The sequence below is a fragment of the Bradyrhizobium sp. USDA 3364 genome, from assembly GCF_054056355.1.
In genome coordinates, this window is the sequence record NZ_JBSRYG010000002.1 from 6,837,051 (window position 1) to 6,862,341 (window position 25,291).

Here is a 25,291-nt window from a genome sequence, read left to right on the forward strand (position 1 = left end):
TGACAGGTCAGTTCGATGTTGTATTTCACGCGGTGGCGAGCGCTGGGGATCATCCTGATAGCGCTGGTGGTCTGCCTGTGCGCCGTGCCCAATTTCTTCCCCGAAGCGCAGGTGAAGACCTGGCCGGCCTGGGCGCAGCGACGTCTCGTGCTCGGCCTCGATTTGCAGGGCGGCTCGTATCTGTTGCTCGAGGTCGACGCCAACTATGTGAAAAAGGAGAAGCTCGAACAGGTTCGCGACGATGCTCGCAAGGCGCTGCGTGACGCCAAGATCCAGTTCACCGGCGGCGTGCAGATCCGCAACGACGCCGTCGAGGCCCGGATCACGAAGGAAAGCGATGTTCCGGCGGCGCTGGCCAAGCTGCGGGAAGTCGCGCAGCCGATCGGCGGTCTGCTCGGCTCCAGCGGCCAGCGCGATGTCGACGTGACCGACGCGGGCGGCGGCCTGATCCGCCTGACCGTGTCGCAGCCTGCGATGGTCGAGCGGATGCGCAAGACCATCGAGCAGTCGATCCAGATCGTCGAGCGCCGCGTCAACGAGCTCGGCACTGTCGAGCCGGTGATCCAGCGCCAGGGCACCGACCGCATCCTGGTGCAGGTGCCGGGCCTGCAGGACCCGACCCATCTGAAGGAGCTGCTCGGCAAGACCGCGAAGATGGAATTCCGCATGGTCGACACGTCGGTGTCGCCTGACCAGGCCCAGCAGGGCCGGGTGCCGCCGGACTCCGAACTGCTGATGAGCGCGTCGCCGCCGCCGGTTCCGTACGTCGTCAAGAAGCAGGTCCTGGTTTCCGGAGGCGAGCTCTCCGATGCTCAACCCGGCTTTGACCAGCGTACCGGCGAGGCGATCGTCAGCTTCAAATTCAACACGTCAGGCGCGCGCAAATTCGCGCAGGCGACCGCCGACAATGTCGGCCAGCCGTTTGCGATCGTGCTCGACAACAAGGTGATCTCGGCACCCGTCATTCGTGAGCCGATCACCGGCGGACAGGGCCAGATCTCCGGCAGCTTCACCGTGCAGTCGGCCAACGATCTGGCGATCCTGATGCGCGCCGGCGCGCTGCCGGCGCCGCTGACCGTGGTCGAGGAGCGCACCGTCGGTCCCGGGCTCGGGCAGGATTCGATCGAGAAGGGCGAGCTCGCGGCCTATGTCGGCTCGATCCTGGTCATCGTGTTCATGCTGCTGACCTACCGGCTGTTCGGCGTGTTCGCCAACATCGCGGTCGCCATCAACGTCGCGATGATTTTTGGGCTCTTGTCGCTGCTCAATGCCACGCTGACGCTGCCCGGCATCGCCGGAATCGTGCTGACGGTCGGCATCGCGGTCGACTCCAACGTGCTGATCTATGAGCGCATCCGCGAGGAATTGCGCGGCGGCCGCAACGCGATCTCGGCGATCGATGCCGGCTTCAAGCGGGCGCTGGCGACCATCCTCGACTCCAACATCACCACCTTCATCGCCGCCGCCGTGCTGTTCTACATCGGCACCGGGCCGGTTCGCGGCTTTGCCGTGACGCTCGGCATCGGCATCATCACCACGGTGTTCACCGCCTTTACCCTGACGCGCCTGATCGTCGCGGCATGGGTGCGGTGGAAGCGGCCGCAAACCGTGCCGATCTGAGAGGCCTCTCGTGACTCATACCGTTCTCATTGGCCTTGGCATCCTGATCGCCGTGCTGACCGTGGTCGCAGCGCTCGGCCTGCTGCCGTCGCTGCGCATCGTGCCGGACGATACGCATTTCGACTTCACGCGATTTCGCCGCATCAGTTTCCCGATCTCGGCGCTGCTCTCGATCTTCGCGATCACGCTGTTCTTCACCCACGGCCTGAATTTCGGCATCGACTTCAAGGGCGGCACGCTGCTTGAGGTGCGATCCAAGTCCAGTACGGCCGACATTGCCGCGATGCGCACGACCTTGAACGGCCTTGGCCTCGGCGAGGTTCAGTTGCAGCAGTTCGGCGGTCCGGCCGAAGTCCTGATCCGCGTCGCCGAGCAACCCGGCGGCGACCAGGCGCAACAGGACGCGGTGACGAAAGTGCGCGGCGCGCTCGGCGAATCCGTCGACTACCGCCGCGTCGAAGTGGTGGGACCGCGGGTCTCCGGCGAACTGCTGGCGTTCGGCATGCTCGGCCTGATGCTCGCGATCGTCGGCATCCTGATCTATCTCTGGTTCCGCTTCGAGTGGCAGTTCGCGCTCGGCGCCATGATCGCCAACGTCCACGACATCGTGCTGACGATCGGCTTCATGTCGATCACCCAGGTCGACTTCGACCTCACCAGCATCGCGGCGCTGCTGACCATTCTCGGCTATTCGCTGAACGACACCGTCGTGATCTACGACCGCATCCGCGAGATGCTGCGGCGCTACAAGAAGATGCCGATGCCGCAGCTCCTGAACGAATCGATCAACTCGACGCTGTCGCGTTCGATCATCACCCACGTCACCGTGACCTTGGCGCTGCTCGCGCTGCTGCTGTTCGGCGGCCAGGCGATCCACAGCTTCACCGCCGTGATGATGTTCGGCGTGGTGCTGGTCGGCACCTACACCTCGATCTTCATCGCGGCGCCGATCCTGATCTATCTCGGCGTGCACACCACGCGGGGCGAGGCGCAGGACACGTCGCCGGCCAAGAAGCCGGACGCGGCGGCAGCCAAGAAGTAGCGGGTCATGAGCAACTCCTCGGACGCTCCCCATCTTCCGAGGTCGGCGCCGATCGAGGCTTACGGCAAGGGCGGCTTCGCGTTTGCCGATATGTCGCATCGCGGCTCGCTGCTGTGCCTGCCTGACTCGATCTGGGCCTGGCCGGTCACCAGGCCGGACGAGATCGACGAATGCTCGCTGCAGAAGGTGTTCGCGGCCGCCAATGCGATCGACACGCTGATCGTCGGCAGCGGCACCGAGGTCTGGGTCCCGCCAAAGGCCTTGCGCGAGGCCTTGCGCGCGGTGCGGGTGGTGCTCGACCCGATGCAGACCGGCCCCGCGATCCGTACCTACAACATCATGCTGGGCGAGCGGCGGCGCGTCGCCGCGGCGCTGATCGCGGTGCCATGAGCGCGGCGGAGGCGCCGAAGGACGGCGCGGCGTTCTGCGCCGACCTGGTGCGGAGCCATGACTTCGTGCGCTACGCCTCGACCTTGTTCCTGCCGGGGCCGGAGCGGCGGGCGCTGCTCGCGATCTACGCCTTCAACATCGAGGTCTCGCGCGTGCACGAGCAGGTCAGCCAGCCGCTGCCCGGCGAGATGCGGCTGCAATGGTGGACCGACATGCTGGCGGGCGCCGGACACGGCGGCGTCGAGGGCAATCCGGTCGCGGCGGAATTGCTCTATGCGATCCGCAATCACCGCCTGCCGGTCTCGCCATTCTCGCGGCTGGTCGAGGAGCACCAGTTCGATCTCTACAACGACCCGATGCCCACGCTTGCCGCACTCGAGGGTTATCTCGACGCCACGGTGTCGGCGCTGTTCTCGCAGGCCACGCGCGTGGTGGCGCGGCCCTCGGAGGCGATCGATCATCTGGCCCGTCATGCCGGCCTCGCCCAGGGCATGGCGCATGTGATCGCGACGCTGGGCCGCGATGCCGCGCGGCAGCAGCTGTTTCTGCCGCTACAGCTGCTTCAGCAGCACGGCAGCAGCAAGGAGGAGGTTTTCGCCGGCAAGGTAACGCCGAAGCTCCGTGCTGCGGTCGATCGGCTTGCGGACGAGGCCCAGGCCCATCTCAAGACCGCGTTCGGGCTGCTTGCGGACGTGCCATCCGGCGTGAGGCCGATCTTCCTGCCGCTCGCCCACGTCAGGCGCGAGCTGAAGCGGGCGAAGCGGGTCGACAACGATCCGTTCCTGCCGAAGCCGGTGTCACGCCTGCGCACGCTCTGGACGTTGTGGCGCGCCGCGCGCACGGAAGAGTTCGGCAGCTAGAGCTGGTCTCTCAGCACTGTTCCTCAGCTCGGTTCCTTGGCGATGTGCTTGGTGAAGATCCGGACCGTTACGCCCTTGACCATCGGGCCGCTGTCATAAATGTCGGATGCAATCTGTTCGACCGCGTCGCGCAGCGCGATGAATTGCGCCTGCCGCGCCATGCTCGCCGTTCCGCGCGTGCCGGCCAGCTCGTCCATTGCGGCGTCGCTGATCTGGCATTCAACTTCCTGATCGCCGTTCATCATGGTGAATCCGAACGCCAGTCGTTCGGAATCATATCCCCCGATACGGCCACGGGTGAGTGGCATTAAGCTTGTCCCTTGAGCGCGCTAGTCCCCAAACAGTGGGGTTTCGGGACGCGTTTGTCGAGAGGCCCCGCATCGGCGACGGCGCGTGATCTAGCCCGCCGGCCGATCCATCTCGGCCACTTCAAAATTGAAGCGATCGCGCAGATTCTTGCGTTGTTCGAGGATGTCCTTGAGGAACTCGCGATCGGCGTCGCTGCGCATCATCGGCTCAATCAGGTCGATCTGGTTCATGGCGACGAGCTGCAGGATTTCCGTGCGCGGCTTGCCGGTCGCATCGCGCGGCAATGCGTGCACGATCTGGATGTGTTCGGGCGGCTTGACGCCCTTGGCTGCGGCAAGTTCGCTGCGCAGCGTCCTTTCCAGCGTGGACCGGTCCGCCTCGACGAAGGCGTAGAGTCCGACGCCGACGCGGCGGTCGGCGAAGGCGACGATCGCGGTGTCGCGCACGTCCGGATTCCTGCGGATCAAATCGATCAGCACCGGCGCGTCGTTGACCAGCCGGCGGCCGCCGCCCTCGCGGTCGGTGAAATTGAAGATGCCGCGCGTGATCGCCTGATAGACCTTCTTGCCGGTCTTGAGCCAGATGCTGGCGGCCGCGGACTTTTTCGCGAGCACCTTGCGCTCCATCGGCGTCAGCGCCTCGGGCGCGTAGCTGCGCTTGTGCTTCAAGAGATGCCGCAGATCCTCATAGGCCGCGATGCGGAACAGCCGGCTGCGGGTCTTGAAGCAGGCGGCGAGCTGGAAGTCGGTGAGGTAGGCGCGGCCGTCGCGGCCGACCAGCCAGTTCTGTTCCTTGGCGAGGTCGTTGTGGCAGATGCCGGCGCGATGCAGCTTGCGCAACGCCGCCTTGGCGGAGCGGAAATAGGCGACGTCGCCATGCGGCTTCGCCAGATGCAGCGCAGCCCCGTCGATGAAGCCGCGCACCAATGCGCGCCGGCCGGCCCACAACAGTTTTGGCCCGACGTCGAGGTCGCGCGCCAGGGTGAGCGCGCGGCGTTCGCGCGAGAACAGGTGCAGCGCGAGGGCGAACGACCAGAACGGCACCTGATCGAGCCGGCGCAGCACGCCGTCGACCTCGCCGTCGTCGGCACGGAAGCGGCCGCGCTCGACGGTCGAGAACACGTCGCGCTTGAGCAGCACGCCCTGGCTCCATCGCGCCGACAAGGTGGCGTCGTCCTCTTTCGGCAAGCTCATGACTGTCAGGCCGCTGCCGCAACGCGCAGATGTTCTGCGATCCAGTGGTCGAGGTCGGCGAGCGCCCGGGCGCTGATCGCCTGCTTCTTGGCGACGGTCTTCTCGTTGCCGCGCAGCCGCGAGCCGTCCGGCTTCTTGGTCGGCGCACTCGCCAGCGGCGGGAACAGGCCGAAATTGACGTTCATCGGCTGGAACGAGCGCGACCCGGCCTCGATGGTTTCGATATGGCCGCCGGTGATGTGGCCGAGCAGCGCGCCGAGCGCGGTGGTGGCCGGCGGCGGCGTCAGCGCAGCGCCGCGCATGTCGGCGGCGGCGCAGAGGCCGGCAATCAGGCCGACGCTGGCCGACTCGACGTAGCCCTCGCAGCCCGTCATCTGTCCGGCGAAGCGCAGCCGCGGCTGTGCGCGCAGGCGCAACTGGGCGTCGAGCAGCTTTGGCGAGTTCAGGAAGGTGTTGCGATGCAGGCCGCCGAGGCGGGCGAACTCCGCGTTCTCGAGGCCCGGGATGGTGCGGAATACGCGCTGTTGCGCGCCATGCTTCAGCTTGGTCTGGAAGCCGACGATGTTGTAGAGCGTGCCGAGCTTGTTGTCCTGCCGCAGCTGGACGATCGCATATGGCTTGACCGTCGGATTGTGCGGATTGGTCAGCCCCACCGGCTTCATCGGCCCGTGACGCAGCGTCTCGGGACCGCGCTCGGCCATCACCTCGACCGGCAGGCAGCCGTCGAAATACGGCGTGTTGGTCTCCCAATCCTTGAAGTCGACCTTCTCGCCGTCGAGCAGCGCCGTGACGAAGGCGTCATATTGCTCCCTGGTCATCGGGCAGTTGATGTAGTCGGCGCCGGTACCGCCTGGGCCGACCTTGTCGTAGCGCGACTGAAACCAGGCCACCGACATGTCGATGGAATCCTTGTGCACGATTGGCGCGATCGCATCGAAGAAGGCCAGCGCGTTCTCGTCGGTCAGCTGCCTGATGGCGTCGGCGAGCGGTGCCGAGGTGAGGGGACCGGTTGCGACGATGACGTTGCTCCAGTCGGCCGGCGGCAAGCCTGCGACTTCCTCGCGGCTGATCTCGATCAGCGGATGCTCGTTGAGCGCCTTGGTGACGGCGGCGGAAAAGCCGTCGCGGTCGACGGCGAGCGCGCCGCCGGCGGGCACCTGGTTGGCATCGGCCGAGCGCATGATGAGCGAGCCCAGCCGCCGCATCTCGGCGTGCAGCAGCCCGACGGCGTTGTTGGCCGCGTCGTCGGAGCGGAATGAGTTCGAGCAGACCAGCTCGGCGCAGCCGTCGGTCCGGTGCGCCTCGGTCATCCGTTGCGGGCGCATTTCGTGCAGGACGGCGCGGACGCCGGAATTGGCGACCTGCCAGGCGGCCTCCGAGCCGGCGAGCCCCGCGCCCACGATGTGCACGGGTTGGGAAGAGGATTGATGCGGTGTCATCGCGCAGCGTTAGCGCGTTTCGAGACCACATGCATCTGAAACCGCACCACAAACGATAACGCCCGCTGTGGAAGCGGGCGTTATCCGTCATCAGATGGCTTGCGGCCGATTAGCCGTTGTAGGTACCGGCGGCAACGCGCGGAATGTCCGAGCGGTCGAGGCCGATATCGGCCAGTTCGCGATCGCTGAGCTGGGACAGTTCGCTGACATTGCGCTGATAATCCCGGAAAGCCTGGATCATGCGGATGAGCGAGAGCAACATGGTAGTCTCCTAGTAGTTCAGATTCAGCTTTTCCAAAGCCTCATCGTTGAAGTGAATATAGATGATATAGTGCAGTGCGGTAGTTCCGATGTTGCGATGCAGCTAAGCCAAAAATGCATGGCGGCGGTAAGTTTCGATTAACCGTTTGGCGCATGGGGAACCGGCCGGTAGGCGGAAGTTGCGCCGATCCCGAATATTGAACAAAAAACTTCTTGAGATCAGTTGGTTAAAAGGATTTCGTCGGATCTTTCCGCTCACCTCATGTGGTAATTACGGACCGCTTTTTCAAGCTCGGGAGCTGACCTGCAGGGAGGATCACATCGATGTGTTCCATGCGCGATTCGCATGCAAACAACTGACATTAGAATGAATATATATTCATCATGCGGCGGTCGCCAGCCGTCATTTGGCATGGCGTCAATCAGTCGCATTGACGAAGAAGGTAATTCGGCCCTGCCGCCTGCGGGATTTCCGTCGTGAGCAGCAGGTCGCGTGGAACGCTCTGCCGTTTATCGGAAATCCATTTCGGTTGAAGTGAACAATCGAAGCAGAGCTATTGCGGCGGCGCTTCCTTACGGCCTGGTAATCAAAACATTATGCAACGCATGCGCGATCCGCGCGCAGCGCCGATCACATTCGTATCGCGTGAAGTTCATTCTGAACGGTGCCGGGAACAGCGAATAATTGTTCTGCAGATTCCGCAATCACGCTGGCATCTGTCCAAGAACAAGAGATGGATCATCCCATGATTAAAACATTCATCGCCGCAGCCGCCGTGGCTGCGGTTGCTTTCGCTGTCGCTCCGGCACAGGCCGCTCATCGCCATCAAGCCGGCATGGGCTGCAACGGTGCCAATCTCGGCAAGACCGAAGCCGCCGTCGAAGCCATGGCTGACAACGAAGTCAAATTCGCGGCGGAGAAGGAAGTCTCGCTCGCCCAGGACGCGATGCTGAACAACAAGTGGGGCGAATGCGGCGCGCACCTCGGCAGGGCAGCAGAAGCCAGCATGGCGAAGTAAGCTTTTGATCAAGACGACAAGGGCCGATTGCCTGGGGCAATCGGCCCTTTGATTTGGCCGGAGCGTAATCGGCCCGGATTGAATCAGGAACTGTTGTTCGCGATCAAGCTTTGTCGCCCGCGATCAAACGCTCGATGCAATCGTCCTATTCCGGTGGCAGCCGGCATGTCCCGCGAGAGCGCCCCGATCGCATGCCCTTCGCGTGTTCCGGATGAAGTGCCGATGATCAGTCCTCGTCGCGCCAATTCACGAACGTCCGAGGGGCCGCTCCGTAGTGCCGGCGAAAGGCGCGATTGAGATAGGACAGGTCGCCGAAACCAACCTCAAAGGCGACCGCGCTCACAGGCCGATCGGCGTAGCGCGGATTGACGAGCAATCGAGGTCGGCCTTCAGCACCAGCCGACCGTACAGATCACGCCATGCGGCCATACGGTTCTGCTCGGCAAAATCTTCCAGGGAAAACCGGGAAAGTGCAACGTCGTCGGCCGACGAGGTCATCGGAAAACTCAGGCTGTCGCACCATGCGTCGCCGAATTGCCGCGTCTCGTTCAACAAGGCGCCCCGGTTCGGCGGCAACAAACGCACACGACGCAGGGCTTGCAGCCAATGACTCGGCTCTGTCAAAGCGCCCTACGTATGCTCCATCCGCGGTTCGCCGCTGGCTGGTCGGCGATCCTGAACGGCAAGAGGGCGCCTGCGGAGCGCCCAATGCCTTATGGCGCCTTGGCGAGCTGGGTGGCGAAGTAGCCGATCGTCTTGGCGTACACCTCGCTCTTGTTCCATTGCTGGATCACCGTAAAATTCTCGCTGCCGGGCTCCCAGCCCTTGCCCCGCTTCCAGCCATAGCTCTTCAGGAAATTCGCCGTCGACGCCAGCACGTCAGGCACGTTGTGCAGGAGATCGCGCTTGCCGTTGCCGTCGAAATCGACCGCGAACTTGATGTAGGACGACGGCATGAACTGGGTCTGGCCGATCTCGCCGGCCCAGGCGCCACGCATCTCCTGCGGCGCGAGATCGCCGCGCTCGACGATGCGCAGCGCATCCATCAACTCGGCCTTGAACATGTCGGACCGACGGCAATCATAGGCCAGCGTTGCCAGCGAGCGTATCGTCGGAAACTTGCCGGTGTTGACGCCGAAATCGGTCTCCAGCCCCCAGATCGCGACCAGGATTTCGCCGGGCACGCCGTAGGCCTCCTCGATTCGCGACAGCACCGAGCCATAGCGCTTCATCATGTCGGAGCCGCGATTGAGGCGAGGCGGCACCATGCGGCCCGAGAACTGCTCGAATGTCTGGCTGAACACTTGCTGCGAATGGTCGCGCGCCAGGATCGCCTTGTCCTGCGCGACGCCGTTCAATCCGGCCTGGATCGCGTTCTGCGAAATGCCCTTCGACGCAGCCTCCTTCTTGAAATCGTCGAGCCATGACTCGAACGTGCCCGTGCCGCATTGGGCGGCCAGTGCCGAGGCGGTCGAGGTCACGAGCCACGCGCCGATAGCAAGCGCGCGAAAGTAAAATCGAGAGGTCATAGGGCAATCCACTCCGGAGGCTGCGATGTCTTCGATTGGTCGCGAAAGGCGGCGGGTATGTTCGCGGCAACAGCGGCCAAAACAAGGCTCGTGGTCGAGCCGTTTATCTCAGGCAGCGCTGCAAATGCCACGCCAACTTCACATCCATTTGACGGTCCGCGACGACAAACCGCCGACCGAGCATATCGGCCGGCGGTTGCCATGACGTTTACGAGGTCAGATTCAGCGGGCGCTCATCCGCGGTCGCTGCGCCGCCACGGAAACAGATTGGCGGGGAAATCGGCGGCGGGCTTGCGCTCACGCGGCTCGGGGATCACCGGCCGTGCGTTCGGATCCTTGACGATGACCTCGCGATAGAGATGCCAGGTGGCGTGACCGAGCAGCGGGATCACCACGGCAAGCCCGAGGAAGAACGGGATCGTACCGAGCACCAGCAGCCCCGCGACGATCAGGCCCCAGGCGGCCATCGGCACCGGGTTCTGCGCGACCGCGCGCATCGACGTCACCATGGCTTCGCCCGCGGTTGCCTGGCGATCGAGCATCATGGGGAAGGCGACCACGCTGATGCAAAGCGCGACGAGCGCGAACAGGAAGCCGACGCCGCAGCCGACCACGATCAGCCACCAGCCTTGCTGGGTGGTCAGCACGCGCTCGGCAAAATCCGGAATGTTGGCCGCGGTCTCATAGCCGAACACCGCCGTGTAGATTGCCTGCGCGGTGGCGATCCAGGTCACGAACAGCGCGAACAAGAGCGTTCCGACCCCAAGCATCGCGCCGAATGACGGCGAGCGGAATACCTCCAGGGCATCCCATGCGGATGCTTCTCCGCCGTCCTCGCGGCGGCGGCTCATCTCGTAGAGGCCGATGGCGGCAAACGGGCCGAGCAGGGCAAAGCCCGCGGCGAGCGGAAACAGCAGGGGCAGCACAGTGTAGCCGTGCACGAGGCGCGCGAGCACGAGGCCGAGCACCGGGTAGATCAGACACAGGACGATTGCGTGGCTCGGCACCGCCTTGAAGTCTTCCCAGCCGAGTTGCAGCGCATGATGCAGATTGGACAGGGCGATGGTGCGGATAACGGGCGCAGACGCGGTGCCTTGTCCGCTCTGCGTCATCGATGTGACATTGCCTTGGATTGGTGTGGCCATGGTCGTTGTCTCCCTCTGGGCGGGCGCATTCTGCGCCCGGCACGCGGGCACAAACGTACCGCCTCTCGAAGCGATCACGAGCAAGCCAGACGCGAAAGACAGAGCAGGGAACTGGCCGTGTCGCGAACTGTGCAGTGAGGCTACTCCCAAACCGCGCCAAAAGCACTCACGCTTAAGTGAATGTCGCATTGGCAAGCTATGGAGGGGGCGATAGACTTGAACTGCGACCTCGGTCAGCCGTCCCAGCGCCGTCTGGCCTTCACATCTCAACTCTCTTGGGAGCGAACGATGAGCATTTTCGGAAAAATCATGGGCGCGATCTTCGGTAGCAGCGCCAGCGCAACGCCCGCCGGCGGAACGGCCACCAGCGCAGCTCCCGCCGGTGGATCCGGCAGCGCATCGCCGTCTCCTGCCGCCGTGCCCGCCGGTGCGGCGCCCGCGCAGTCGGTCGACGTCGCCCCGATCCTCGACAAGGCGGTTGCCGCCAAGGGCGAGAAGCTCGAGTGGCGGACCTCGATCGTCGACCTGATGAAGGCGCTCGACATCGACTCCAGCCTGTCGGCCCGCAAGGAGCTCGCCAAGGAGCTCGGCTACAGCGGCGACACCAACGACTCCGCCAGCATGAACATCTGGCTGCACAAGCAGGTGATGACCAAGCTCGCGGCCAATGGCGGCGTGCTGCCGGCAGACATCAAGCACTGACGGGATCTTCATCCCGCACACGGCCAGGGCCCGCGCCAGCGCGGGCCCTTTTTTCTGGGACGGCGAACATCTATAGATCGGCGAACAAGAAGGAGAACGCTCATGACTGATCTCGATCGCCGGACCATGCTTGCGACCGGCGCCCTCGCACTGGCCGGCGCCGCCGCGCAATCCGTGCCGGCCCATGCCGAGACCGCGCCGAAGGCGATGTTTCCGGTCCCACCCGTCACGATCCCGATCGTCGGCGCCACCGAGGTGTTCCAGGTCCGCCGCATCTATTGCATCGGCCGCAACTACGCGGCGCATGCGCTCGAGCGCGGCTCCGATCCGACCCGCGAGCCGCCGTTCTTTTTCCAGAAGCCGACCGACGCGATCCAGAACGTCGCGATCGGCACGGTCGCCGATCATCCCTATCCGTCGCTGACCAAGAACTACCACCACGAGGTCGAGCTGGTCGCCGCGCTGAAATCCGGCGGCACCAACATTCCCGCCGACAAGGCGCTCGATCACGTCTACGGCTACGCGCTCGGTCTCGACATGACGCGGCGTGATCTGCAGAACGGCATGGCGGCGGAGAAGAAGCCGTGGGAGATCGGCAAGAGTTTTGACCACGCGGCGGTGCTCGGGCCGATCCATCCCGCAACCAAGACCGGCCATTTCACGCAGGGCGCGATCTCGCTCGCGGTCAACGGCACGGTGCGGCAGAGTTCGGACCTGAAGAACATGATCTGGAGCGTCGCCGAGCAGATCGCCAAGCTCTCCGAGGCCTTCGAGCTGAAGGCCGGCGACATCATCTATTCCGGCACGCCGGAGAATGTCGGCCCGGTCGTCAAGGGCGACGTGCTGCTGTGCAAGCTCGAGGGCTTGCCCGACATGTCGATCAAGATCGTCTGACGACGGGCAGGGCGCTCAAGCGCGATGAGCACGATCTCTTCGGAAAACCCGCTTCGCACTTTTCCGGATCATGCTCTAGGCAGCAAGATCCGCGTATTCCGGATGCTTGTTGAGGTAGTCCACCACGAAGCCGCAGCCGGCGATCACCTTGTGGTCGTCGGCGCGGATCAGTTCCAGCGCACCCTTGACCAGCTCCGATGCGATGCCGCGGCCGCGCAGGGCACGCGGTGTCTCGGTATGGGTGATGATTACGGCCGAGGGCGTCCGCCGGTAATTCGCAAAGGCTGTGCCGCCCTCGGTGTCGAGCTCGAAGCGGTTTTGGTCCCTGTTGTCGCGGACGGCGGCCATGGCAAAATCCCGGTTGAATCACTTGCCCTGATCTAAGCGCGTGAACCCGCCGGCGCAAAGCCGCGACCAACCCGCATATTGGCATTTGTGGATTGTTGATATGCGCATTTTGGCCTGCCTGACCGCCGCATTGATCGGCGGCGCCCTGACGCTGGCTAATCCTCCGCAAGCGGCGGCCGCCGACGATCCGAGCCGGCAGACCTGCATCGGCCGGACGACGGCGCCCAGCGACCGCGTGCGTGCCTGCACGGTGGTAATCGACGGCAAGACCGAGACCGGCAAGCGGCTGGCCGGGGCTTATTGCAACCGCGGCCATGGACTGACCGAAAAGCGCGAGCTTGACGCCGCGCTCGCCGACCTCAACGAGGCCATCAGGCTCAATCCCGCGTTTCCCTGCGCCTATACCAATCGCGGCCGCGTCTATGCCTTCAAGAATGATTTCGATCATGCCATCGCCGACTATGACGAGGCGATCCGCATCGATCCCGGCTTTGCGATGGCCTACAACAACCGCGGCGACGCCTGGCTCAACAAGGGCGATCTCGACCGCGCACTGGCCGATCTCAGCCTCGCCATCCAATACAACCCGCAGCTCTCCACGGCCTATGGCAATCGCGGCTTCGTCTACTACCGCAAGCATGACGCGGCGCATGCGATCGCCGACTTCACCACCGAGATCAAGCTCGATCCCAACGTGCTCGCCTACATCAACCGCGGCAACGTCTACCGCGATGCCGAGCAGCTTGATCGCGCCGCCGCCGACTACGGCGAGGCGGCGAAGATGGCGCCGACCGACGCGCGCGGCTGGCGCAACCGCGGCATGATCCGGCTGTTTCAGGGCGATAACAAGGGCGGGCTCGCCGATTACGACAAGGCCCTGCAATACGATCCCGCGGACGTCTATTCCTGGAACAACCGTGGCCAGGCCAAGCTGCGGCTCGGCGACAAGAAGGGCGCGGCGGCCGACTTCCGCAAGGCGCTCGAGCTGCGGCCCGATCTAAAGACCGCCAAGGAGGCGCTGGCGCGTCTCGACGGTGCACGGTGACGTAGGCGGCGGCCGGCGCTTCTGCCGCATCGCACACACGCGGATCGGCCTTGCGGGCGGATGCAATTCGATTAGGCTTGATGGCAGACATACGCCCCTGATGCGGCCCGGTGGTCGTCTGGTACGGAGGATGGGACCGGCCGCTGACGTATGCCCCTTGTCGCAAGGAGGTTCGTCATGTCGGACAATCGTCTCTTCGGCACACACCGCTCCTGGGAGGACTGGCTCGGCATGCTGCTCGGCGTGCTGATCATGGTCTCGCCCTGGTTCCCCATGCAGGTCAGCGACGTCGTCGATGTCGAGCGCAGCCATCTGGTGCTCAACAGCTTCGTGGTCGGCATGCTGGTGCTGGGTCTCGCCCAGCTCGAATATGTCGCGCTGCATCGCTGGGAGGAGGTGGCCAGCATTCTGCTCGGCCTCTGGCTGATCGCGTCGCCCAACATCTTCGGCTATTCGGAAGACAAGACGCTGCAGCTCTGGCACATCCTGCTCGGCGCGCTGGTTGCCCTGATCGGCGCGTTGCAGCTCTGGCAGGACTGGAACCTGAGCGAGCAGGACCTCGCCAAGCATCCGCAGTAGCGGTCTGGGCGGAAAGCAACGGATTGGTTGCCGTCGGCACGCGGTATCTTCGTGCCGCGGGCGGCAGGCCTTGCCGAGGCGCGCTGCTTGGCGATAAACCGGACAGCACCATCCCTTGCGGCGCTTGAAGACGCCCGGTTCTGACCGAGGAAACACCCGATGACCGTCCTGACCATGCCCTGTCTGTTGTGCGTATCGGCGGGGCGGCAATGAGCGGGTCGGCTGGGACCGCGCCGCGCGGCGGGATCGCGCGGGTGTCGCGCCGGGTGATGAACCTCGCCCACATCCTGACCCAGAACGCCCGCCGCCACGGCGATCGTCCCGGCTTCATCTGGAACGAGAAGGCCTGGTCCTGGCGCCATATCGACCAGAACGTCTCGGCGCTGGCGGCGGCGCTGGCCGCCCGCGGCGTCGTCAAGGGCGACCGCATCCTGGTGCATTCCAAGAACTGCGACGAGATGTTCTGGTCGATGTTCGCGGCGTTCCGGCTCGGCGCGGTCTGGGTGCCGACCAATTTCCGCCTGATGCCGGACGAGGTCGCCTATCTGGCGGCAGCCTCTGGCGCCAAGGCGTTTCTGTGTCACGCCGACTTCCCCGAGCACGCCAAGGCGGCCGCCAATCCTGCGCTCGAATTCGTCTGGCGGATCGGTGAAGAGGGGACCTTCGGCGAGGCGACCGTCGGCGACGTCATTGCCAGGCATGCGAGCGCTGTGGTCGAGAACGTTGCCGTCGAGTACGACGATCCCTGCTGGTTCTTCTTCACCTCCGGCACCACCGGCCGCTCCAAGGCCGCGGTGCTGACCCACGGCCAGATGGCCTTCGTGATCACCAACCATCTCGCCGACCTGATGCCCGGGACCACAGAAGACGACGCCTCGCTGGTGGTGGCGCCGCTGTCGCATGGCGCCGGCGTGCATCAATTGGTGCAGACCGCGCGCGGCGTGGCGACCATCCTGCTGCCGTCGGAGAAGTTCGATATCGCCGAGGCATTTCGCCTGATCGCAAGGCACCGCGTCAGCAATATGTTCACGGTGCCGACCATCCTGAAGATGATGGTCGAGCATCCCGCCGCCGACCAGCACGATCATTCCTCGCTGCGCTACATCATCTATGCCGGCGCGCCGATGTATCGCGAGGATCAGAAGGCGGCGCTGCACAAGCTCGGCGGTGTGCTCGTGCAGTATTTCGGCCTCGGCGAGGTGACCGGCAACATCACCGTGCTGCCGCCCGGCCTGCACGATCCCGAGGACGGGCCGCATGCGCGGATCGGCACCTGCGGGTTTGAGCGCACCGGCATGCAGGTCTCGATCCAGGGCGACGACGGCCGTGAGCTGAAGGCGCACGAGACCGGCGAGATCTGCGTGATCGGGCCCGGCGTGTTCGCGGGCTATTACGACAACCCCGACGCCAATGCGAAGGCGTTTCGCGACGGCTGGTTCCGCACCGGCGACCTCGGCCACATGGACGAGGAGGGCTTTGTCTACATCACCGGCCGCGCCTCCGATATGTACATCTCGGGCGGCTCCAACATCTATCCGCGCGAGATCGAGGAGAAGCTGTTGACGCATCCCGCGGTCGGCGAGGTCGCGGTGCTCGGCGTGCCCGATCCGTTCTGGGGCGAGGTGGGTGTCGCCGTCTGCGTCGCGCGCGAGGGCACCGCGGCGGTTGCCGAAGCCGAGCTTGCGGCATACCTCGCGCCAAAAGTGCCGCGCTACAAGATGCCGAAGCGCTTCTTCTTCTGGGAGGCGCTGCCGAAGTCCGGCTACGGCAAGGTGCCGAAGCGGTTGATCCGCGACGAACTCGAGGCGCGCGGGCTGCTCGAGGTGATCGCCAAATCGCCGGGCGCGTGAGGCGATGCGGAGCATCGCCCAGCCCGGCGCTCCACATCCGGAGCGCATCCAATGGGTCGCCGCGCGCGGCCGCGCCTTTTCATTCATGCTCGAGCCTGGCATTCCCCTGCTCGAGGCGGTGCGCCGCGGCTTTGCGGCCGAGGGCTTTTCCGGCGGCGTGCTGAGCGCCAAAGGAGGGGCGCTCGGGCCGTTCGCCTATGTGATGCCGGCGCTGTCGAAGGACGGCGCCAACGCCGCGTTCTACAGCGACACGTTTCGTCCCGACGGCGTGACGCGGCTGAAGCTCGCGGCGCTGACCTTCGGCGAGCGCGACGGCGCGCCGTTCTTCCATTGCCACGGATTGTGGACCGAGGCAGACGGCCGCTTCAACGGCGGCCACATGCTGCCGGACCAGACCATCGTCGCCGAGCCGTTCGAGGTCAGCGCGTTCGGGATCGACGGCGCGACGTTTCTGGCCGAGCATGACAGCGAGACCAATTTCAAATTGTTCGGTCCCGTTGCCAGCACGCCGAGTGGGGCTAAGACCTCGAGCCATGCCTTTGCGTTGCGGCTGCGGCCGAACCAGGATTTTGCCTGCGCGCTGGAAGGCTTCTGCCGCCAGCACGGCATCCTGCGCGCGCGGCTGCATGGCGGCGTCGGCTCGACCATCGGCGCCGTCCTCACCGACGGCCACAGCGTGGTGCCGTTCGCGACCGAGCTTGCAGTGACGGCGGGACAGATCGCGCCCGATGCCAATCGCCGCCTGCGCGCCGCCGTCGACATCGCGCTGGTGGATTATCTCGGCGGTATCGCCGAGGGACGGCTGGTGCGCGGCGACAATCCGGTGCTGATGACGATGGAGCTCGTGCTGGAGGTGCTGGAGGAGGCTGAGCGGCCGTAGGCTCCAGCGGTGCATAACAATCGGCATTTGTGGTTATGGGTCCCGGCCTTCGCCGGGACGACAGCGAGTGTGTGGCGCCGCCTGTAAGAGACACACATCCGGACTCTCGCGACATGGTGGCCGGCGGATCACCGCCGCTTGCGCACATGGATGTTGATGTCGAGGTCGACCGCGCTGACGCAGGTCTGTTCGGTGCGGTGCGAGCCGCCTTCGTGCCACGGGCCCTTGCGCAGGCTGATGGCGCTGACATTGGCGAGCCGCAGGCAGCGCCATTGCGGCAGCTTGCCGGAACTGTCGCCGGCGAACTGCCAGGCCAGCACGACCTCTTCGCCGTTCTTGTTGCGGCCGATGATGTGCGGGCAGAGCTCGCGCCGCCGGCCGTGATAGATGCAGACCACCTGCTGCTCGGTGCTGACGGCCTTGCGGAAGAGGGCATAGGCCTTGCTGGGCATGTCGGCCTTGCGGGGCATGTCGACCTTGCGGGGCATGGGCATCCGGCGATCCAGAATTGTTCCGGGCTCTTAGCATAACTGACGCCCCCGCCTTTGTTTCGCGCTGGACTTGCCCCACGGGGAAGTTCTGACTTCGCTCTGGTGCAAGAAGGCGGTCCCCAATCCGGTCTAAAAGTCGACCCATAAACTGCGGCACGCGCCCGGCGGCGCATCGCCGACAGACATCGGGAGAGGACAAGGATGAGGCGGACGATCGCGCGAGCTGGCGTCGTGGTGTTGGCATTGGCTGCACTGGGGGCCGCGTGGGCCCACGGGCCGACCCGCCAGAAGGTGCGGGAATCCATCGAGATCGACGCGCCGCAGGCCAAGGTGTGGGCGGTGATCGGCAACTTCCAGGACATGAGCTGGCTCGCCGGCGTCAGCAAGACCGAGGGCGAGAAGGGCAACGAGATCGGCGCGACGCGCCGGCTGACCCTGGCGCCCGGCGCCACCGTCGACGAGGAGCTCTACAAATACGAGCCCGAGATGATGAGCTATTCGTACCGGATCACGGCGGTCGACGTGAAGGTGCTGCCAGTCACCAACTATTCCTCGACGCTGACCGTGTCGCCGGCGTCCGGCGGCAAGTCGAAGCTGGAATGGGCGGGCGCGTTCTACCGCGGCTTTCCCAACAACGACCCGCCGCTGGAATTGAGCGACGAGGCCGCGGTGAAGGCGGTGAGCGGGCTCTACAAGGCCGGGCTCGAGGCGCTAAAGAAGAAGATCGAGAGCGGCACCTGATCATGCGTGCGATCGCGCTGCTGGCGCTGCTCGTCAGCCTCGGCGGCGCGGGCGCGCGGGCCGAGGAGGCGTTCGTCACCAACCAGCTCAGCGACGATCTCACGGTGGTCGATCTCGCGACAGCGAAGCCGGTCGCGACGATTGCGATCGGCGGCAAGCCGGCCGGCGTTGCCGTCAGCAATGACGGCCGCTTCGCCTATGTGACGAGCCCGGATGCCAAGGTGGTCACGGTGGTCGACGCGTCCTCGCGCAAGGTGGTCGGCCGGGTCAAGGTCGGCGGCGGGCCGCTCGGCATCGCGGTGGCACCCGACGGCGCGACGGTCTATGTCGCCGACTGGTACGCCGCCGCGGTGCGGGTGATCGATGCCAAAGAGCAACGTGTCGCCGCAAGCATCGCGGTCGGCGCGTCGCCGTCCGGGCTCGCCGTGACGCCGGACGGATTGCTGCTGCTGTCGGCGGATCGCGACGACGACAGCGTCTCCATCATCGACACCGCCTCGCATGAGCGGAGGGGGATCGTGAAGGTCGGCACGCGCCCGTTCGGCGTCACCATCGACGCCGACGGCAAGCGCGCCTATACCGCCAATGTCGGCTCCAACGACGTCTCCGTGATCGACATCGCGACCGCACGCGAGATCGGCCGCGTGCATGTCGGCCTGCGCCCCTATGCGGTGGCGCTGGCGCAAGGCCGCGGCTTCGTCACCGACCAGTATGACGGCAAGGTCAGCGTGTTCGACCTCGCGACCTTGCAGCCCGTGAAGCGGATCACGGTCGGCGACTACCCCGAGGGCATCGAGGCGACCGCCGACGGCAAGCGGATCCTGGTCGCGAACTGGGAGAGCAATACGCTCAGCGTGATCGATGCCGTCGAGCTGAAGGTCACGGGCGAGGTCAAGGTCGGCGACGGCCCGCGCGCGTTCGGGGCGTTCCTGAGAAGGACCGAATAGGGGCGGCGGCAATGGTACGCGTCCCAAAATATCGAAAACAACCCCATGCAAAGGAGCGGGTCGCCGCCGGCGCTCGGAAAAGCGACTTGACGCGTCGGGCAAATCAGTGCTACATTTCTATTATTCCGAAATAGTGCAGGCGTCCGCCGCCGCGCGATAGCCAATCGCTCCTGCGGCCTGTCGCCGAGCCGTGCCCCATTGGCTCACCAGCGCGGCAGGCATATATTATCGGGCAAATGCACGGAACAAAGGGAGGATGCAATGCATCATACCTTGGTGCCCAGTGACCGGGTCGAGCATGTCTGCGTCTTTGGGCGCGATGGCACGAAGCTCGGGTCGATCGAGCGGCTGATGCTCGACAAGGTGAGCGGAACGGTTGCCTACGCCATCATCAGGACAGGCGGCGTGCTGAGTACCCACCACCACTATCCCGTCAGATGGACCGCGTTGCGCTTTGATCCCGCGCGGCAGGCCTTCGAGGTCGAGGTGACGATGGAGGATCTGCGCGCCGGGCCGTCCGAATTCGACGGCGACGAATTCGATTGGGGCGACCGCTCGCAGACGTATACGCACCCGAACTATTGGGCGGTGTAGCGCGGAGGTGAGGGCGGTGTTGTAGCCCGCATGAGTCAACGGATCGCGCGAAGGCGCGCCCGATGACATGCGGAAACGATCAACGCGTCCGGCCGACAATCCGAATATCGCATTGCGCATCCGGCTACTTGTTTAGTCAAAGTCAGGCACATGATCCAATACAAACCGTTCGGCTGGCCTTCCGTCATCCCGAGGATTGTCACGAGCGACCTCATCGGGCTCGCCGGATTCCTGCGCGATGTTTTCGGCGCCGAAGGCGAAGTTCGGTCCGGCGTGCCCACGGAAATCCGGATCGGAGACTCGATCATCCTGATCAGCGACGGCGGAAGCACCCGTGAGGCGATGCCGGCGTTCCTCTACGTCTATGTTCAGAACACGGGCGAGACCTACCGGCGGGCGATCGCGGCAGGCGCTGAGGCGATCGAGATGCCCGCGGATACGCCTTACGGCGACAGACGCGCGATGGTCCGGGATCCCTGGGCAAACGTCTGGCAGATTGCTACGTACCGGAAAAAGTGAGTTAGCCGGTAAGGTACGTTAGCCTCGATCTGTCAATATTGGACCGGCGTGCGATGATGAGGTGGGAAGATGGCTTATCTGATAGGCCACTACAAAATCATTCTTCGAATATTCGGCTTCTCTCTCTACGCGCTTTCGCTTCCTGTGCCCCACCACCTATATCCGCTAGCGGCGAAGGCCTATAACGAACTATGCTCAAGCCAAGGGATGGTTTTCGCCGGCGGACCGCCGTCGTTCGCCCAAGATGTCATCACAATAATCATTGTTGCGTTGCCGCTTCTATTCGCGCGCAGCGTTGTTGTTGTTGCGACAAACGTGATCTTGGCCTTGATAACGGCGTCGATGGCTGCACACGGCGGGCAACATCCCTTATGAATGCTTCACGATCAATGGTTGGTACGAAGACCGTACGTCGGGGCTGGATGACTTTGAGTGGTGGATTCTTTCGGCCGCAGTCTTCTCTTGTATTTTGCTTCTCGTTGATTGGTCGATCTGGCTTGTCAGGAAGCCACTGGTGTTCAAGGCCAATGCCTCAGCCGAGCCGTAGATAGGCGGAGTTGGATCGTAGACCAGTTGGTCTGCGCCTACTCCGCCGCCTCGCTCGCGCTGCTGCTCTTCCTCGGCTTGCTGTTGGCCTTCTTCAGCACCGGCGCCAGGAACTTGCCGGTGTAGCTGCGCGGTGCCTTGACGATATCTTCGGGCGGGCCCCAGGCGACGATCTCGCCGCCGCCGTCGCCGCCTTCGGGGCCGAGGTCGATCACCCAGTCGGCGGTCTTGATGACTTCGAGATTGTGCTCGATCACGACCACCGTGTTGCCCTGGGCGACCAGCTCGTGCAGCACCTCGAGCAGTTTTGCGACATCGTGGAAGTGCAGGCCGGTGGTCGGCTCGTCCAGGATGTAGAGCGTGCGGCCGGTGGCGCGCTTCGACAATTCCTTTGCCAGCTTGACGCGCTGGGCTTCGCCGCCGGACAGCGTGGTGGCCTGCTGGCCGACATGGATGTAGTCGAGGCCGACCCGGTGCAGGGTCTGGAAGGTCTCGCGCACGCGCGGCACCGCCTTGAAGAATTCGGCGGCTTCCTCGACCGTCATGTCGAGCACGTCGGCGATGCTCTTGCCCTTGAACAGCACCTCCAGCGTTTCGCGGTTGTAGCGCTTGCCCTTGCAGGTGTCGCACGTGACGTAGACGTCGGGCAGGAAGTGCATCTCGATCTTGATGACGCCGTCGCCCTGGCAGGCCTCGCAGCGACCGCCCTTGACGTTGAAGGAGAAGCGCCCAGGCTCGTAGCCGCGCGCCTTGGCCTCGGGTAGGCCGGCGAACCATTCGCGGATCGGCGTGAAGGCGCCGGTATAGGTCGCGGGGTTGGAGCGCGGCGTGCGGCCGATCGGCGACTGGTCGATGTCGATGATCTTGTCGATGTGCTCCAGACCCTCGATGCGGTCGTGCGGGGCGGCACCCTCGCTGGCGTTGTTGAGCTTGCGGGCGATCGACTTGTAGAGCGTGTCGATCAGCAAGGTCGACTTGCCGCCGCCGGAGACGCCGGTGACGCAGGTGAACAGGCCGAGCGGGATCTCGGCCGACACGTTCTTCAGATTGTTGCCGCGGGCGTTGACGACCTTGATGGTGCGCCGGTGGTTCGGCGGCCGCCGGTCGGGGATCGGGACCGAAAGCTCGCCGGTCAGATACTTGCCGGTCAGCGATTTCGGGTTGCGCATGATCTGGTCGGGCGTGCCTTCGGCAACGATGTGGCCGCCATGCATGCCGGCGCCGGGCCCGATGTCGAGCACGTAATCCGCAAGGCGGATCGCGTCCTCGTCATGCTCGACCACGACCACGGTGTTGCCGAGGTCGCGAAGTCTCTTGAGCGTGTCGAGCAGCCGGGCATTGTCGCGCTGGTGCAGGCCGATCGAGGGCTCGTCCAGCACGTAGAGCACGCCGGTCAGGCCGGAACCGATCTGCGAGGCGAGGCGGATGCGTTGGCTCTCGCCGCCGGACAGCGTGCCCGAGGAGCGCGACAGCGTCAGGTAATTGAGGCCGACGTCGAGCAGGAAGGTCAGCCGCTCGCGGATCTCCTTCAGGATGCGGGTCGCAATCTCGTTCTGCTGCGCATTCAGCGCTTCCGGCACGGTCTCGAACCATTCGCCGGCGCGCTTCACCGAGAGCTCGGAGATCTCGCCGATATGCTTGCCGCCGATCTTGACGCACAGCGCCTCCGGCTTCAGCCGATGGCCGTTGCAGCCGGCGCAGGGCACGTCGGAGAAATACTTGCCGAGCTCCTCGCGCGCCCACTCGCTCTCGGTCTCGCGGTAGCGCCGATTGATGTTGGTGATGACGCCCTCGAACGGCTTCTTGGTGTCGTAGGAGCGGACGCCGTCCTCATAGGAGAATTTGATCTCGTCGTCGCCGGAGCCGTGCAGCAGCGCGGCCTGCACCTTCTTGGTCAGGTCCTTCCACTTGGTGTCGAGCGTGAACTTGTAGTGCTTGCCGAGCGCGGTCAGGGTCTGGATGTAATAGGGCGAGGACGATTTCGCCCAGGGCGCGATCGCGCCCTTGCGCAGCGTCAGCTCCTTGTCCGGGATGACCAGATCCTCGTCGATATGCTGCTCGACGCCGAGGCCGCCGCAGGCCGGGCACGCGCCATAGGGGTTGTTGAACGAGAACAGGCGCGGCTCGATCTCGGGGATCGTGAAGCCGGAGACCGGGCAGGCGAATTTTTCCGAGAACAGGACGCGCTCGGGCCCGCTCTTGTCGTGGATCTTTGCGGTCTTCTTCTTGTCGTCTTTCTTCTCGTCTGCCGCCGCCGCGGGCGCGTCGGCGTATTCGATCACGGCGAGGCCCTCGGCGAGCTTCAGCGCGGTCTCGAAGCTTTCGGCGAGGCGCTGGGCGAGGTCAGGGCGCACCACGATGCGGTCGACCACGACGTCGATGTCGTGCGGGAATTTCTTGTCGAGCGCGGGCGCCTCCGCCAGCTCATAGAAGGTGCCGTCGATCTTGACGCGCTGAAAGCCCTTCTTGAGATATTCGGCGAGCTCCTTCTTGTACTCGCCCTTGCGGCCGCGCACGACCGGCGCCAGCAGATAGAGGCGGGTGCCTTCCGGCAGCGCAAGCACCCGGTCGACCATCTGCGAGACGATCTGGCTCTCGATCGGCAGGCCCGTGGCCGGCGAATAGGGCACGCCGACGCGGGCCCAGAGCAGGCGCATGTAGTCGTAGATCTCGGTGACGGTGCCGACGGTGGAGCGCGGGTTCTTCGAGGTGGTCTTCTGCTCGATCGAGATGGCCGGCGACAGGCCGTCGATCTGGTCGACATCCGGCTTCTGCATCATCTCCAAAAATTGCCGCGCATAGGCCGACAGCGACTCGACGTAGCGGCGCTGGCCCTCGGCGTAGATGGTGTCGAACGCGAGCGAGGATTTGCCGGAGCCGGACAGGCCGGTGAACACCACGAGCTTGTCGCGGGGAATCTCGACGTCAATGTTCTTCAGATTGTGTTCGCGCGCGCCGCGGATCGTGATGGCGCGCGATGAGGAGCCCGCGTTCTGTTGGCGCTTCGCCTTGAGCACTTCATCCATAGCGACAATTCCGGGCGCATGATCGGGCGCCTTTTTGGGCGCGCATCGCCGGTGCTGCCGGGAGCTTGCGCCGATGGGGTGTGAGGACTGGAACGTAGGAAGAACGGTCGACAATTTCCAGTGCTGAATAGCGTCCATCAACGGATAGTTTGCCGGATGGCAGCAGCCGTCAGCAGGGCCGGTTCCGAGATGCAAAAAAGGCCGGCGCGAGGCCGGCCTTTCCTTAACGATCCGATCTCGTCAGATCACTGTCGAGCTTAGTACTTGGCGACGATCGGGCCGCCGAAGTGATAGTTCACGCCGAACTGGACGGTGTGCAGGTTGATGTCGGCGGAGGGGACGCCGAAATAGGTCTCGCCGCCGAGGCTGCGATACAGGTACTCGCCCTTGATCGACCACTGCGGGGCGATGAACGCCTCGATGCCCGCGCCGACGGTCCAGCCGGAGTGGAAGTTGCTCTGCGAGGCAGTCACGCCGAGCGCGGTGACGCTGAGCTCGTTGTTGGCCCAGGCGTAGCCGCCGGTGCCGTAGAACAGCACCTTGTCGACGGCGAAGCCGAAGCGGCCGCGAACGGTGCCGAGCGAGTCGATCTTGCTGCGGGCGGTGATGCCCAGCGCGGAAATCGAAGCGTCGATGTCACCGCCGGCAGCGTCGACCTCGAGGCCGTACACGATGTTGCCGGCCTGCCAGTTGTAGCCGATGGTGCCGCCGCCGAAGCCGCCTTCCATCTTCGGATTGCCGGAGTCCTCGCTGGCATAGCCGCCGAAGCCGCCGAGGTAGAAGCCGGTCCAGTTGTAGATCGCGGCCGGCGGCGGAGCCTTCACGTAGGGGGCGCGGGCCGCCATATCAGCAGCCATGGCCGGTGCAAAAGCGTTCAGTGCAAACATGCCGGCCGAGGCCAGCAAAACATTCCTGATTTTCAAAGTCCAAATCCCGTTTTTCTTGCTCATTTTCTCGTTGTCTCCCTTCGAACATTTGAAGGGAGCGTCAAAGCAGTGTTGCGTGACGTATGCGTGCTTCTACATAGAAATCCCGGAAGTTGTGTATCCGGGAAACCACAATGCACTGAAAACAGTCCCGCAGCGGTGCGCGCTCGCACGCAGCGAAGAAGCCGGCGCGAGGCCGGCTCTTGATTTCGACGCGAACGCAGCGGCGCGCGATCGGCGGCGCGCTCAGCATTCGCTGCGACGACGGGGCCCGCTGCGTTGAAGCGGCAATTGATGGCGAGCTTGACGGTGTAGAGCCGTCCTTCCGCTTCGAGCGATCGTTTTCATTCGTGCGCCGCGAGCAGGCTGATCGGCCGCACAAATAAAAAGGCCGGC

General features: G+C 64.6%; 30 protein-coding genes. 18 read left to right on the forward strand and 12 right to left on the reverse strand.

Going from position 1 to position 25,291, the window contains the following annotated elements; genetic code table 11:
• Positions 1-15: 15 nt before the first annotated feature.
• Genes secD through ACVILL_RS31970 form a run of 4 tightly spaced genes read left to right on the forward strand, consistent with a single transcriptional unit; the run spans position 16 to position 3,912 of the window.
• Entirely contained in the window at positions 16-1,620 is a 1,605-nt protein-coding gene (gene secD, locus ACVILL_RS31955) for a protein translocase subunit SecD (RefSeq protein WP_456732698.1), read from the forward strand.
• Positions 1,621-1,630: 10 nt separating this feature from the next.
• Positions 1,631-2,662: a protein translocase subunit SecF gene (gene secF / locus ACVILL_RS31960; RefSeq protein ID WP_456732699.1), complete on the forward strand. Its 1,032-nt coding sequence runs from the start codon at positions 1,631-1,633 to the stop codon at positions 2,660-2,662.
• Positions 2,663-2,668: 6 nt separating this feature from the next.
• Positions 2,669-3,052 (forward strand): Mth938-like domain-containing protein, encoded by a 384-nt coding sequence (locus ACVILL_RS31965; protein WP_456732700.1) that lies wholly within the window; start codon positions 2,669-2,671, stop codon positions 3,050-3,052.
• Complete coding sequence (locus ACVILL_RS31970; protein WP_456732701.1) at positions 3,049-3,912, forward strand: phytoene/squalene synthase family protein; 864 nt, start codon at positions 3,049-3,051, stop codon at positions 3,910-3,912. Before ACVILL_RS31965 ends, ACVILL_RS31970 begins: the two co-directional genes overlap by 4 nt.
• Positions 3,913-3,935: 23 nt before the next feature.
• On the opposite strand, the gene ACVILL_RS31975 is transcribed toward ACVILL_RS31970, so the two are convergent.
• From ACVILL_RS31975 to ACVILL_RS31990, 4 genes are all read right to left on the reverse strand, one after another.
• Positions 3,936-4,220 carry a DUF1488 family protein gene (locus tag ACVILL_RS31975; RefSeq protein WP_456732702.1) on the reverse strand — a complete coding sequence of 95 codons (285 nt, stop codon included), beginning with the start codon at positions 4,218-4,220 and terminating at the stop codon, positions 3,936-3,938.
• Positions 4,221-4,310: 90 nt separating this feature from the next.
• A complete protein-coding gene (locus ACVILL_RS31980) occupies positions 4,311-5,414 on the reverse strand; it encodes a serine/threonine protein kinase (RefSeq protein WP_456732703.1) in 1,104 nt (367 codons plus the stop codon).
• A gap of 5 nt (positions 5,415-5,419) precedes the next feature.
• A complete protein-coding gene (gene trmFO / locus ACVILL_RS31985; protein ID WP_456732704.1) occupies positions 5,420-6,853 on the reverse strand; it encodes a methylenetetrahydrofolate--tRNA-(uracil(54)-C(5))-methyltransferase (FADH(2)-oxidizing) TrmFO in 1,434 nt (477 codons plus the stop codon).
• Between the two features lie 109 nt (positions 6,854-6,962).
• A complete protein-coding gene (locus tag ACVILL_RS31990) occupies positions 6,963-7,115 on the reverse strand; it encodes a DUF1127 domain-containing protein (RefSeq protein WP_016846063.1) in 153 nt (50 codons plus the stop codon).
• Positions 7,116-7,848: 733 nt separating this feature from the next.
• Here ACVILL_RS31990 and ACVILL_RS31995 point away from each other — a divergent pair.
• Positions 7,849-8,133 (forward strand): hypothetical protein, encoded by a 285-nt coding sequence (locus ACVILL_RS31995; protein ID WP_456732705.1) that lies wholly within the window; start codon positions 7,849-7,851, stop codon positions 8,131-8,133.
• Between the two features lie 226 nt (positions 8,134-8,359).
• Here ACVILL_RS31995 and ACVILL_RS32000 read toward each other — a convergent pair whose 3' ends face one another.
• From ACVILL_RS32000 to ACVILL_RS32015, 4 genes are all read right to left on the reverse strand, one after another.
• Positions 8,360-8,476 carry a helix-turn-helix domain-containing protein gene (locus tag ACVILL_RS32000; RefSeq protein ID WP_456732706.1) on the reverse strand — a complete coding sequence of 39 codons (117 nt, stop codon included), beginning with the start codon at positions 8,474-8,476 and terminating at the stop codon, positions 8,360-8,362.
• Positions 8,473-8,685 (reverse strand): hypothetical protein, encoded by a 213-nt coding sequence (locus ACVILL_RS32005; protein WP_456732707.1) that lies wholly within the window; start codon positions 8,683-8,685, stop codon positions 8,473-8,475. The genes ACVILL_RS32000 and ACVILL_RS32005 overlap by 4 nt, the downstream gene beginning before the upstream one ends.
• 161 nt (positions 8,686-8,846) lie before the next feature.
• A complete protein-coding gene (locus ACVILL_RS32010) occupies positions 8,847-9,662 on the reverse strand; it encodes a lytic murein transglycosylase (protein ID WP_456732708.1) in 816 nt (271 codons plus the stop codon).
• Positions 9,663-9,895: 233 nt separating this feature from the next.
• Positions 9,896-10,807 (reverse strand): DUF2189 domain-containing protein, encoded by a 912-nt coding sequence (locus ACVILL_RS32015; RefSeq protein ID WP_456732709.1) that lies wholly within the window; start codon positions 10,805-10,807, stop codon positions 9,896-9,898.
• Between the two features lie 288 nt (positions 10,808-11,095).
• Here ACVILL_RS32015 and ACVILL_RS32020 point away from each other — a divergent pair, with 288 nt between their 5' ends.
• Both ACVILL_RS32020 and ACVILL_RS32025 read left to right on the forward strand, forming a co-directional pair.
• Positions 11,096-11,509, forward strand: a complete 414-nt coding sequence (locus ACVILL_RS32020) for a DUF3597 domain-containing protein (RefSeq protein WP_456732710.1) — start codon at positions 11,096-11,098, stop codon at positions 11,507-11,509.
• 102 nt (positions 11,510-11,611) lie between these two features.
• A complete protein-coding gene (locus ACVILL_RS32025) occupies positions 11,612-12,403 on the forward strand; it encodes a fumarylacetoacetate hydrolase family protein (RefSeq protein WP_456732711.1) in 792 nt (263 codons plus the stop codon).
• A gap of 75 nt (positions 12,404-12,478) precedes the next feature.
• On the opposite strand, the gene ACVILL_RS32030 is transcribed toward ACVILL_RS32025, so the two are convergent.
• Positions 12,479-12,751: a GNAT family N-acetyltransferase gene (locus tag ACVILL_RS32030; RefSeq protein ID WP_456732712.1), complete on the reverse strand. Its 273-nt coding sequence runs from the start codon at positions 12,749-12,751 to the stop codon at positions 12,479-12,481.
• A 100-nt stretch (positions 12,752-12,851) separates the two neighbouring features.
• On the opposite strand from ACVILL_RS32030, the gene ACVILL_RS32035 reads away from it, so the two are divergent.
• From ACVILL_RS32035 to ACVILL_RS32050, 4 genes are all read left to right on the forward strand, one after another.
• A complete protein-coding gene (locus tag ACVILL_RS32035; RefSeq protein ID WP_456732713.1) occupies positions 12,852-13,796 on the forward strand; it encodes a tetratricopeptide repeat protein in 945 nt (314 codons plus the stop codon).
• Between the two features lie 177 nt (positions 13,797-13,973).
• On the forward strand, positions 13,974-14,375 hold the full coding sequence (locus ACVILL_RS32040) for an SPW repeat protein (RefSeq protein WP_456732714.1): 402 nt from the start codon (positions 13,974-13,976) through the stop codon (positions 14,373-14,375).
• Positions 14,376-14,584: 209 nt separating this feature from the next.
• On the forward strand, positions 14,585-16,225 hold the full coding sequence (locus ACVILL_RS32045; RefSeq protein WP_456732715.1) for an acyl-CoA synthetase: 1,641 nt from the start codon (positions 14,585-14,587) through the stop codon (positions 16,223-16,225).
• A gap of 4 nt (positions 16,226-16,229) precedes the next feature.
• The gene (locus ACVILL_RS32050) at positions 16,230-17,105 is read left to right on the forward strand and encodes a PCC domain-containing protein (protein WP_456732716.1); all 876 of its coding nucleotides are present in this window, start codon (positions 16,230-16,232) and stop codon (positions 17,103-17,105) included.
• A 128-nt stretch (positions 17,106-17,233) separates the two neighbouring features.
• Here ACVILL_RS32050 and ACVILL_RS32055 read toward each other — a convergent pair whose 3' ends face one another.
• Positions 17,234-17,599: a hypothetical protein gene (locus tag ACVILL_RS32055; protein ID WP_456732717.1), complete on the reverse strand. Its 366-nt coding sequence runs from the start codon at positions 17,597-17,599 to the stop codon at positions 17,234-17,236.
• Positions 17,600-17,797: 198 nt separating this feature from the next.
• Here ACVILL_RS32055 and ACVILL_RS32060 point away from each other — a divergent pair, with 198 nt between their 5' ends.
• From ACVILL_RS32060 to ACVILL_RS32080, 5 genes are all read left to right on the forward strand, one after another.
• Positions 17,798-18,337: an SRPBCC family protein gene (locus ACVILL_RS32060; RefSeq protein WP_456732718.1), complete on the forward strand. Its 540-nt coding sequence runs from the start codon at positions 17,798-17,800 to the stop codon at positions 18,335-18,337.
• 2 nt (positions 18,338-18,339) lie between these two features.
• Positions 18,340-19,284: a YVTN family beta-propeller repeat protein gene (locus ACVILL_RS32065; RefSeq protein WP_456732719.1), complete on the forward strand. Its 945-nt coding sequence runs from the start codon at positions 18,340-18,342 to the stop codon at positions 19,282-19,284.
• A 261-nt stretch (positions 19,285-19,545) separates the two neighbouring features.
• Positions 19,546-19,878, forward strand: a complete 333-nt coding sequence (locus ACVILL_RS32070) for a PRC-barrel domain-containing protein (protein WP_456732720.1) — start codon at positions 19,546-19,548, stop codon at positions 19,876-19,878.
• A gap of 150 nt (positions 19,879-20,028) precedes the next feature.
• Complete coding sequence (locus ACVILL_RS32075; RefSeq protein ID WP_456732721.1) at positions 20,029-20,397, forward strand: VOC family protein; 369 nt, start codon at positions 20,029-20,031, stop codon at positions 20,395-20,397.
• Between the two features lie 69 nt (positions 20,398-20,466).
• On the forward strand, positions 20,467-20,772 hold the full coding sequence (locus ACVILL_RS32080) for a hypothetical protein (protein ID WP_456732722.1): 306 nt from the start codon (positions 20,467-20,469) through the stop codon (positions 20,770-20,772).
• 209 nt (positions 20,773-20,981) lie between these two features.
• On the opposite strand, the gene uvrA is transcribed toward ACVILL_RS32080, so the two are convergent.
• Together uvrA and ACVILL_RS32090 are read right to left on the reverse strand one after the other, a co-directional pair.
• The gene (gene uvrA / locus ACVILL_RS32085; RefSeq protein WP_456732723.1) at positions 20,982-23,969 is read right to left on the reverse strand and encodes an excinuclease ABC subunit UvrA; all 2,988 of its coding nucleotides are present in this window, start codon (positions 23,967-23,969) and stop codon (positions 20,982-20,984) included.
• Positions 23,970-24,226: 257 nt separating this feature from the next.
• Positions 24,227-24,886 carry an outer membrane protein gene (locus ACVILL_RS32090; protein WP_456734411.1) on the reverse strand — a complete coding sequence of 220 codons (660 nt, stop codon included), beginning with the start codon at positions 24,884-24,886 and terminating at the stop codon, positions 24,227-24,229.
• Here ACVILL_RS32090 and ACVILL_RS32095 point away from each other — a divergent pair.
• Both ACVILL_RS32095 and ACVILL_RS32100 read left to right on the forward strand, forming a co-directional pair.
• Positions 24,825-25,178, forward strand: a complete 354-nt coding sequence (locus ACVILL_RS32095) for a hypothetical protein (protein WP_456734481.1) — start codon at positions 24,825-24,827, stop codon at positions 25,176-25,178. The genes ACVILL_RS32090 and ACVILL_RS32095 overlap by 62 nt on opposite strands.
• Complete coding sequence (locus tag ACVILL_RS32100) at positions 25,099-25,281, forward strand: hypothetical protein (RefSeq protein WP_456732724.1); 183 nt, start codon at positions 25,099-25,101, stop codon at positions 25,279-25,281. The genes ACVILL_RS32095 and ACVILL_RS32100 overlap by 80 nt, the downstream gene beginning before the upstream one ends.
• Positions 25,282-25,291: the final 10 nt, after the last annotated feature.

Excerpts from the sequence above, each read along its gene's own strand:
- uvrA (WP_456732723.1), bottom strand. The coding sequence starts at position 23,969 with ATGGATGAAGTGCTCAAGGCGAAGCGCCAACAGAACGCGGGCTCCTCA.
- ACVILL_RS31975 (WP_456732702.1), bottom strand. The coding sequence starts at position 4,220 with ATGCCACTCACCCGTGGCCGTATCGGGGGATATGATTCCGAACGACTG.
- secD (WP_456732698.1), top strand. The coding sequence starts at position 16 with ATGTTGTATTTCACGCGGTGGCGAGCGCTGGGGATCATCCTGATAGCG.
- ACVILL_RS32045 (WP_456732715.1), top strand. The coding sequence starts at position 14,585 with ATGAGCGGGTCGGCTGGGACCGCGCCGCGCGGCGGGATCGCGCGGGTG.
- ACVILL_RS32080 (WP_456732722.1), top strand. The coding sequence starts at position 20,467 with ATGGCTTATCTGATAGGCCACTACAAAATCATTCTTCGAATATTCGGC.
- ACVILL_RS32030 (WP_456732712.1), bottom strand. The coding sequence starts at position 12,751 with ATGGCCGCCGTCCGCGACAACAGGGACCAAAACCGCTTCGAGCTCGAC.
- ACVILL_RS31970 (WP_456732701.1), top strand. The coding sequence starts at position 3,049 with ATGAGCGCGGCGGAGGCGCCGAAGGACGGCGCGGCGTTCTGCGCCGAC.
- ACVILL_RS31995 (WP_456732705.1), top strand. The coding sequence starts at position 7,849 with ATGGATCATCCCATGATTAAAACATTCATCGCCGCAGCCGCCGTGGCT.
- ACVILL_RS32050 (WP_456732716.1), top strand. The coding sequence starts at position 16,230 with ATGCGGAGCATCGCCCAGCCCGGCGCTCCACATCCGGAGCGCATCCAA.
- ACVILL_RS31990 (WP_016846063.1), bottom strand. The coding sequence starts at position 7,115 with ATGTTGCTCTCGCTCATCCGCATGATCCAGGCTTTCCGGGATTATCAG.
- ACVILL_RS31965 (WP_456732700.1), top strand. The coding sequence starts at position 2,669 with ATGAGCAACTCCTCGGACGCTCCCCATCTTCCGAGGTCGGCGCCGATC.
- ACVILL_RS32025 (WP_456732711.1), top strand. The coding sequence starts at position 11,612 with ATGACTGATCTCGATCGCCGGACCATGCTTGCGACCGGCGCCCTCGCA.
- ACVILL_RS32055 (WP_456732717.1), bottom strand. The coding sequence starts at position 17,599 with ATGCCCATGCCCCGCAAGGTCGACATGCCCCGCAAGGCCGACATGCCC.
- ACVILL_RS32015 (WP_456732709.1), bottom strand. The coding sequence starts at position 10,807 with ATGGCCACACCAATCCAAGGCAATGTCACATCGATGACGCAGAGCGGA.
- ACVILL_RS32095 (WP_456734481.1), top strand. The coding sequence starts at position 24,825 with ATGGCCGGTGCAAAAGCGTTCAGTGCAAACATGCCGGCCGAGGCCAGC.
- ACVILL_RS32070 (WP_456732720.1), top strand. The coding sequence starts at position 19,546 with ATGCATCATACCTTGGTGCCCAGTGACCGGGTCGAGCATGTCTGCGTC.
- ACVILL_RS32065 (WP_456732719.1), top strand. The coding sequence starts at position 18,340 with ATGCGTGCGATCGCGCTGCTGGCGCTGCTCGTCAGCCTCGGCGGCGCG.
- ACVILL_RS32040 (WP_456732714.1), top strand. The coding sequence starts at position 13,974 with ATGTCGGACAATCGTCTCTTCGGCACACACCGCTCCTGGGAGGACTGG.
- ACVILL_RS32035 (WP_456732713.1), top strand. The coding sequence starts at position 12,852 with ATGCGCATTTTGGCCTGCCTGACCGCCGCATTGATCGGCGGCGCCCTG.
- ACVILL_RS32020 (WP_456732710.1), top strand. The coding sequence starts at position 11,096 with ATGAGCATTTTCGGAAAAATCATGGGCGCGATCTTCGGTAGCAGCGCC.
- ACVILL_RS32060 (WP_456732718.1), top strand. The coding sequence starts at position 17,798 with ATGAGGCGGACGATCGCGCGAGCTGGCGTCGTGGTGTTGGCATTGGCT.
- ACVILL_RS31980 (WP_456732703.1), bottom strand. The coding sequence starts at position 5,414 with ATGAGCTTGCCGAAAGAGGACGACGCCACCTTGTCGGCGCGATGGAGC.
- ACVILL_RS32010 (WP_456732708.1), bottom strand. The coding sequence starts at position 9,662 with ATGACCTCTCGATTTTACTTTCGCGCGCTTGCTATCGGCGCGTGGCTC.
- ACVILL_RS32075 (WP_456732721.1), top strand. The coding sequence starts at position 20,029 with ATGATCCAATACAAACCGTTCGGCTGGCCTTCCGTCATCCCGAGGATT.
- trmFO (WP_456732704.1), bottom strand. The coding sequence starts at position 6,853 with ATGACACCGCATCAATCCTCTTCCCAACCCGTGCACATCGTGGGCGCG.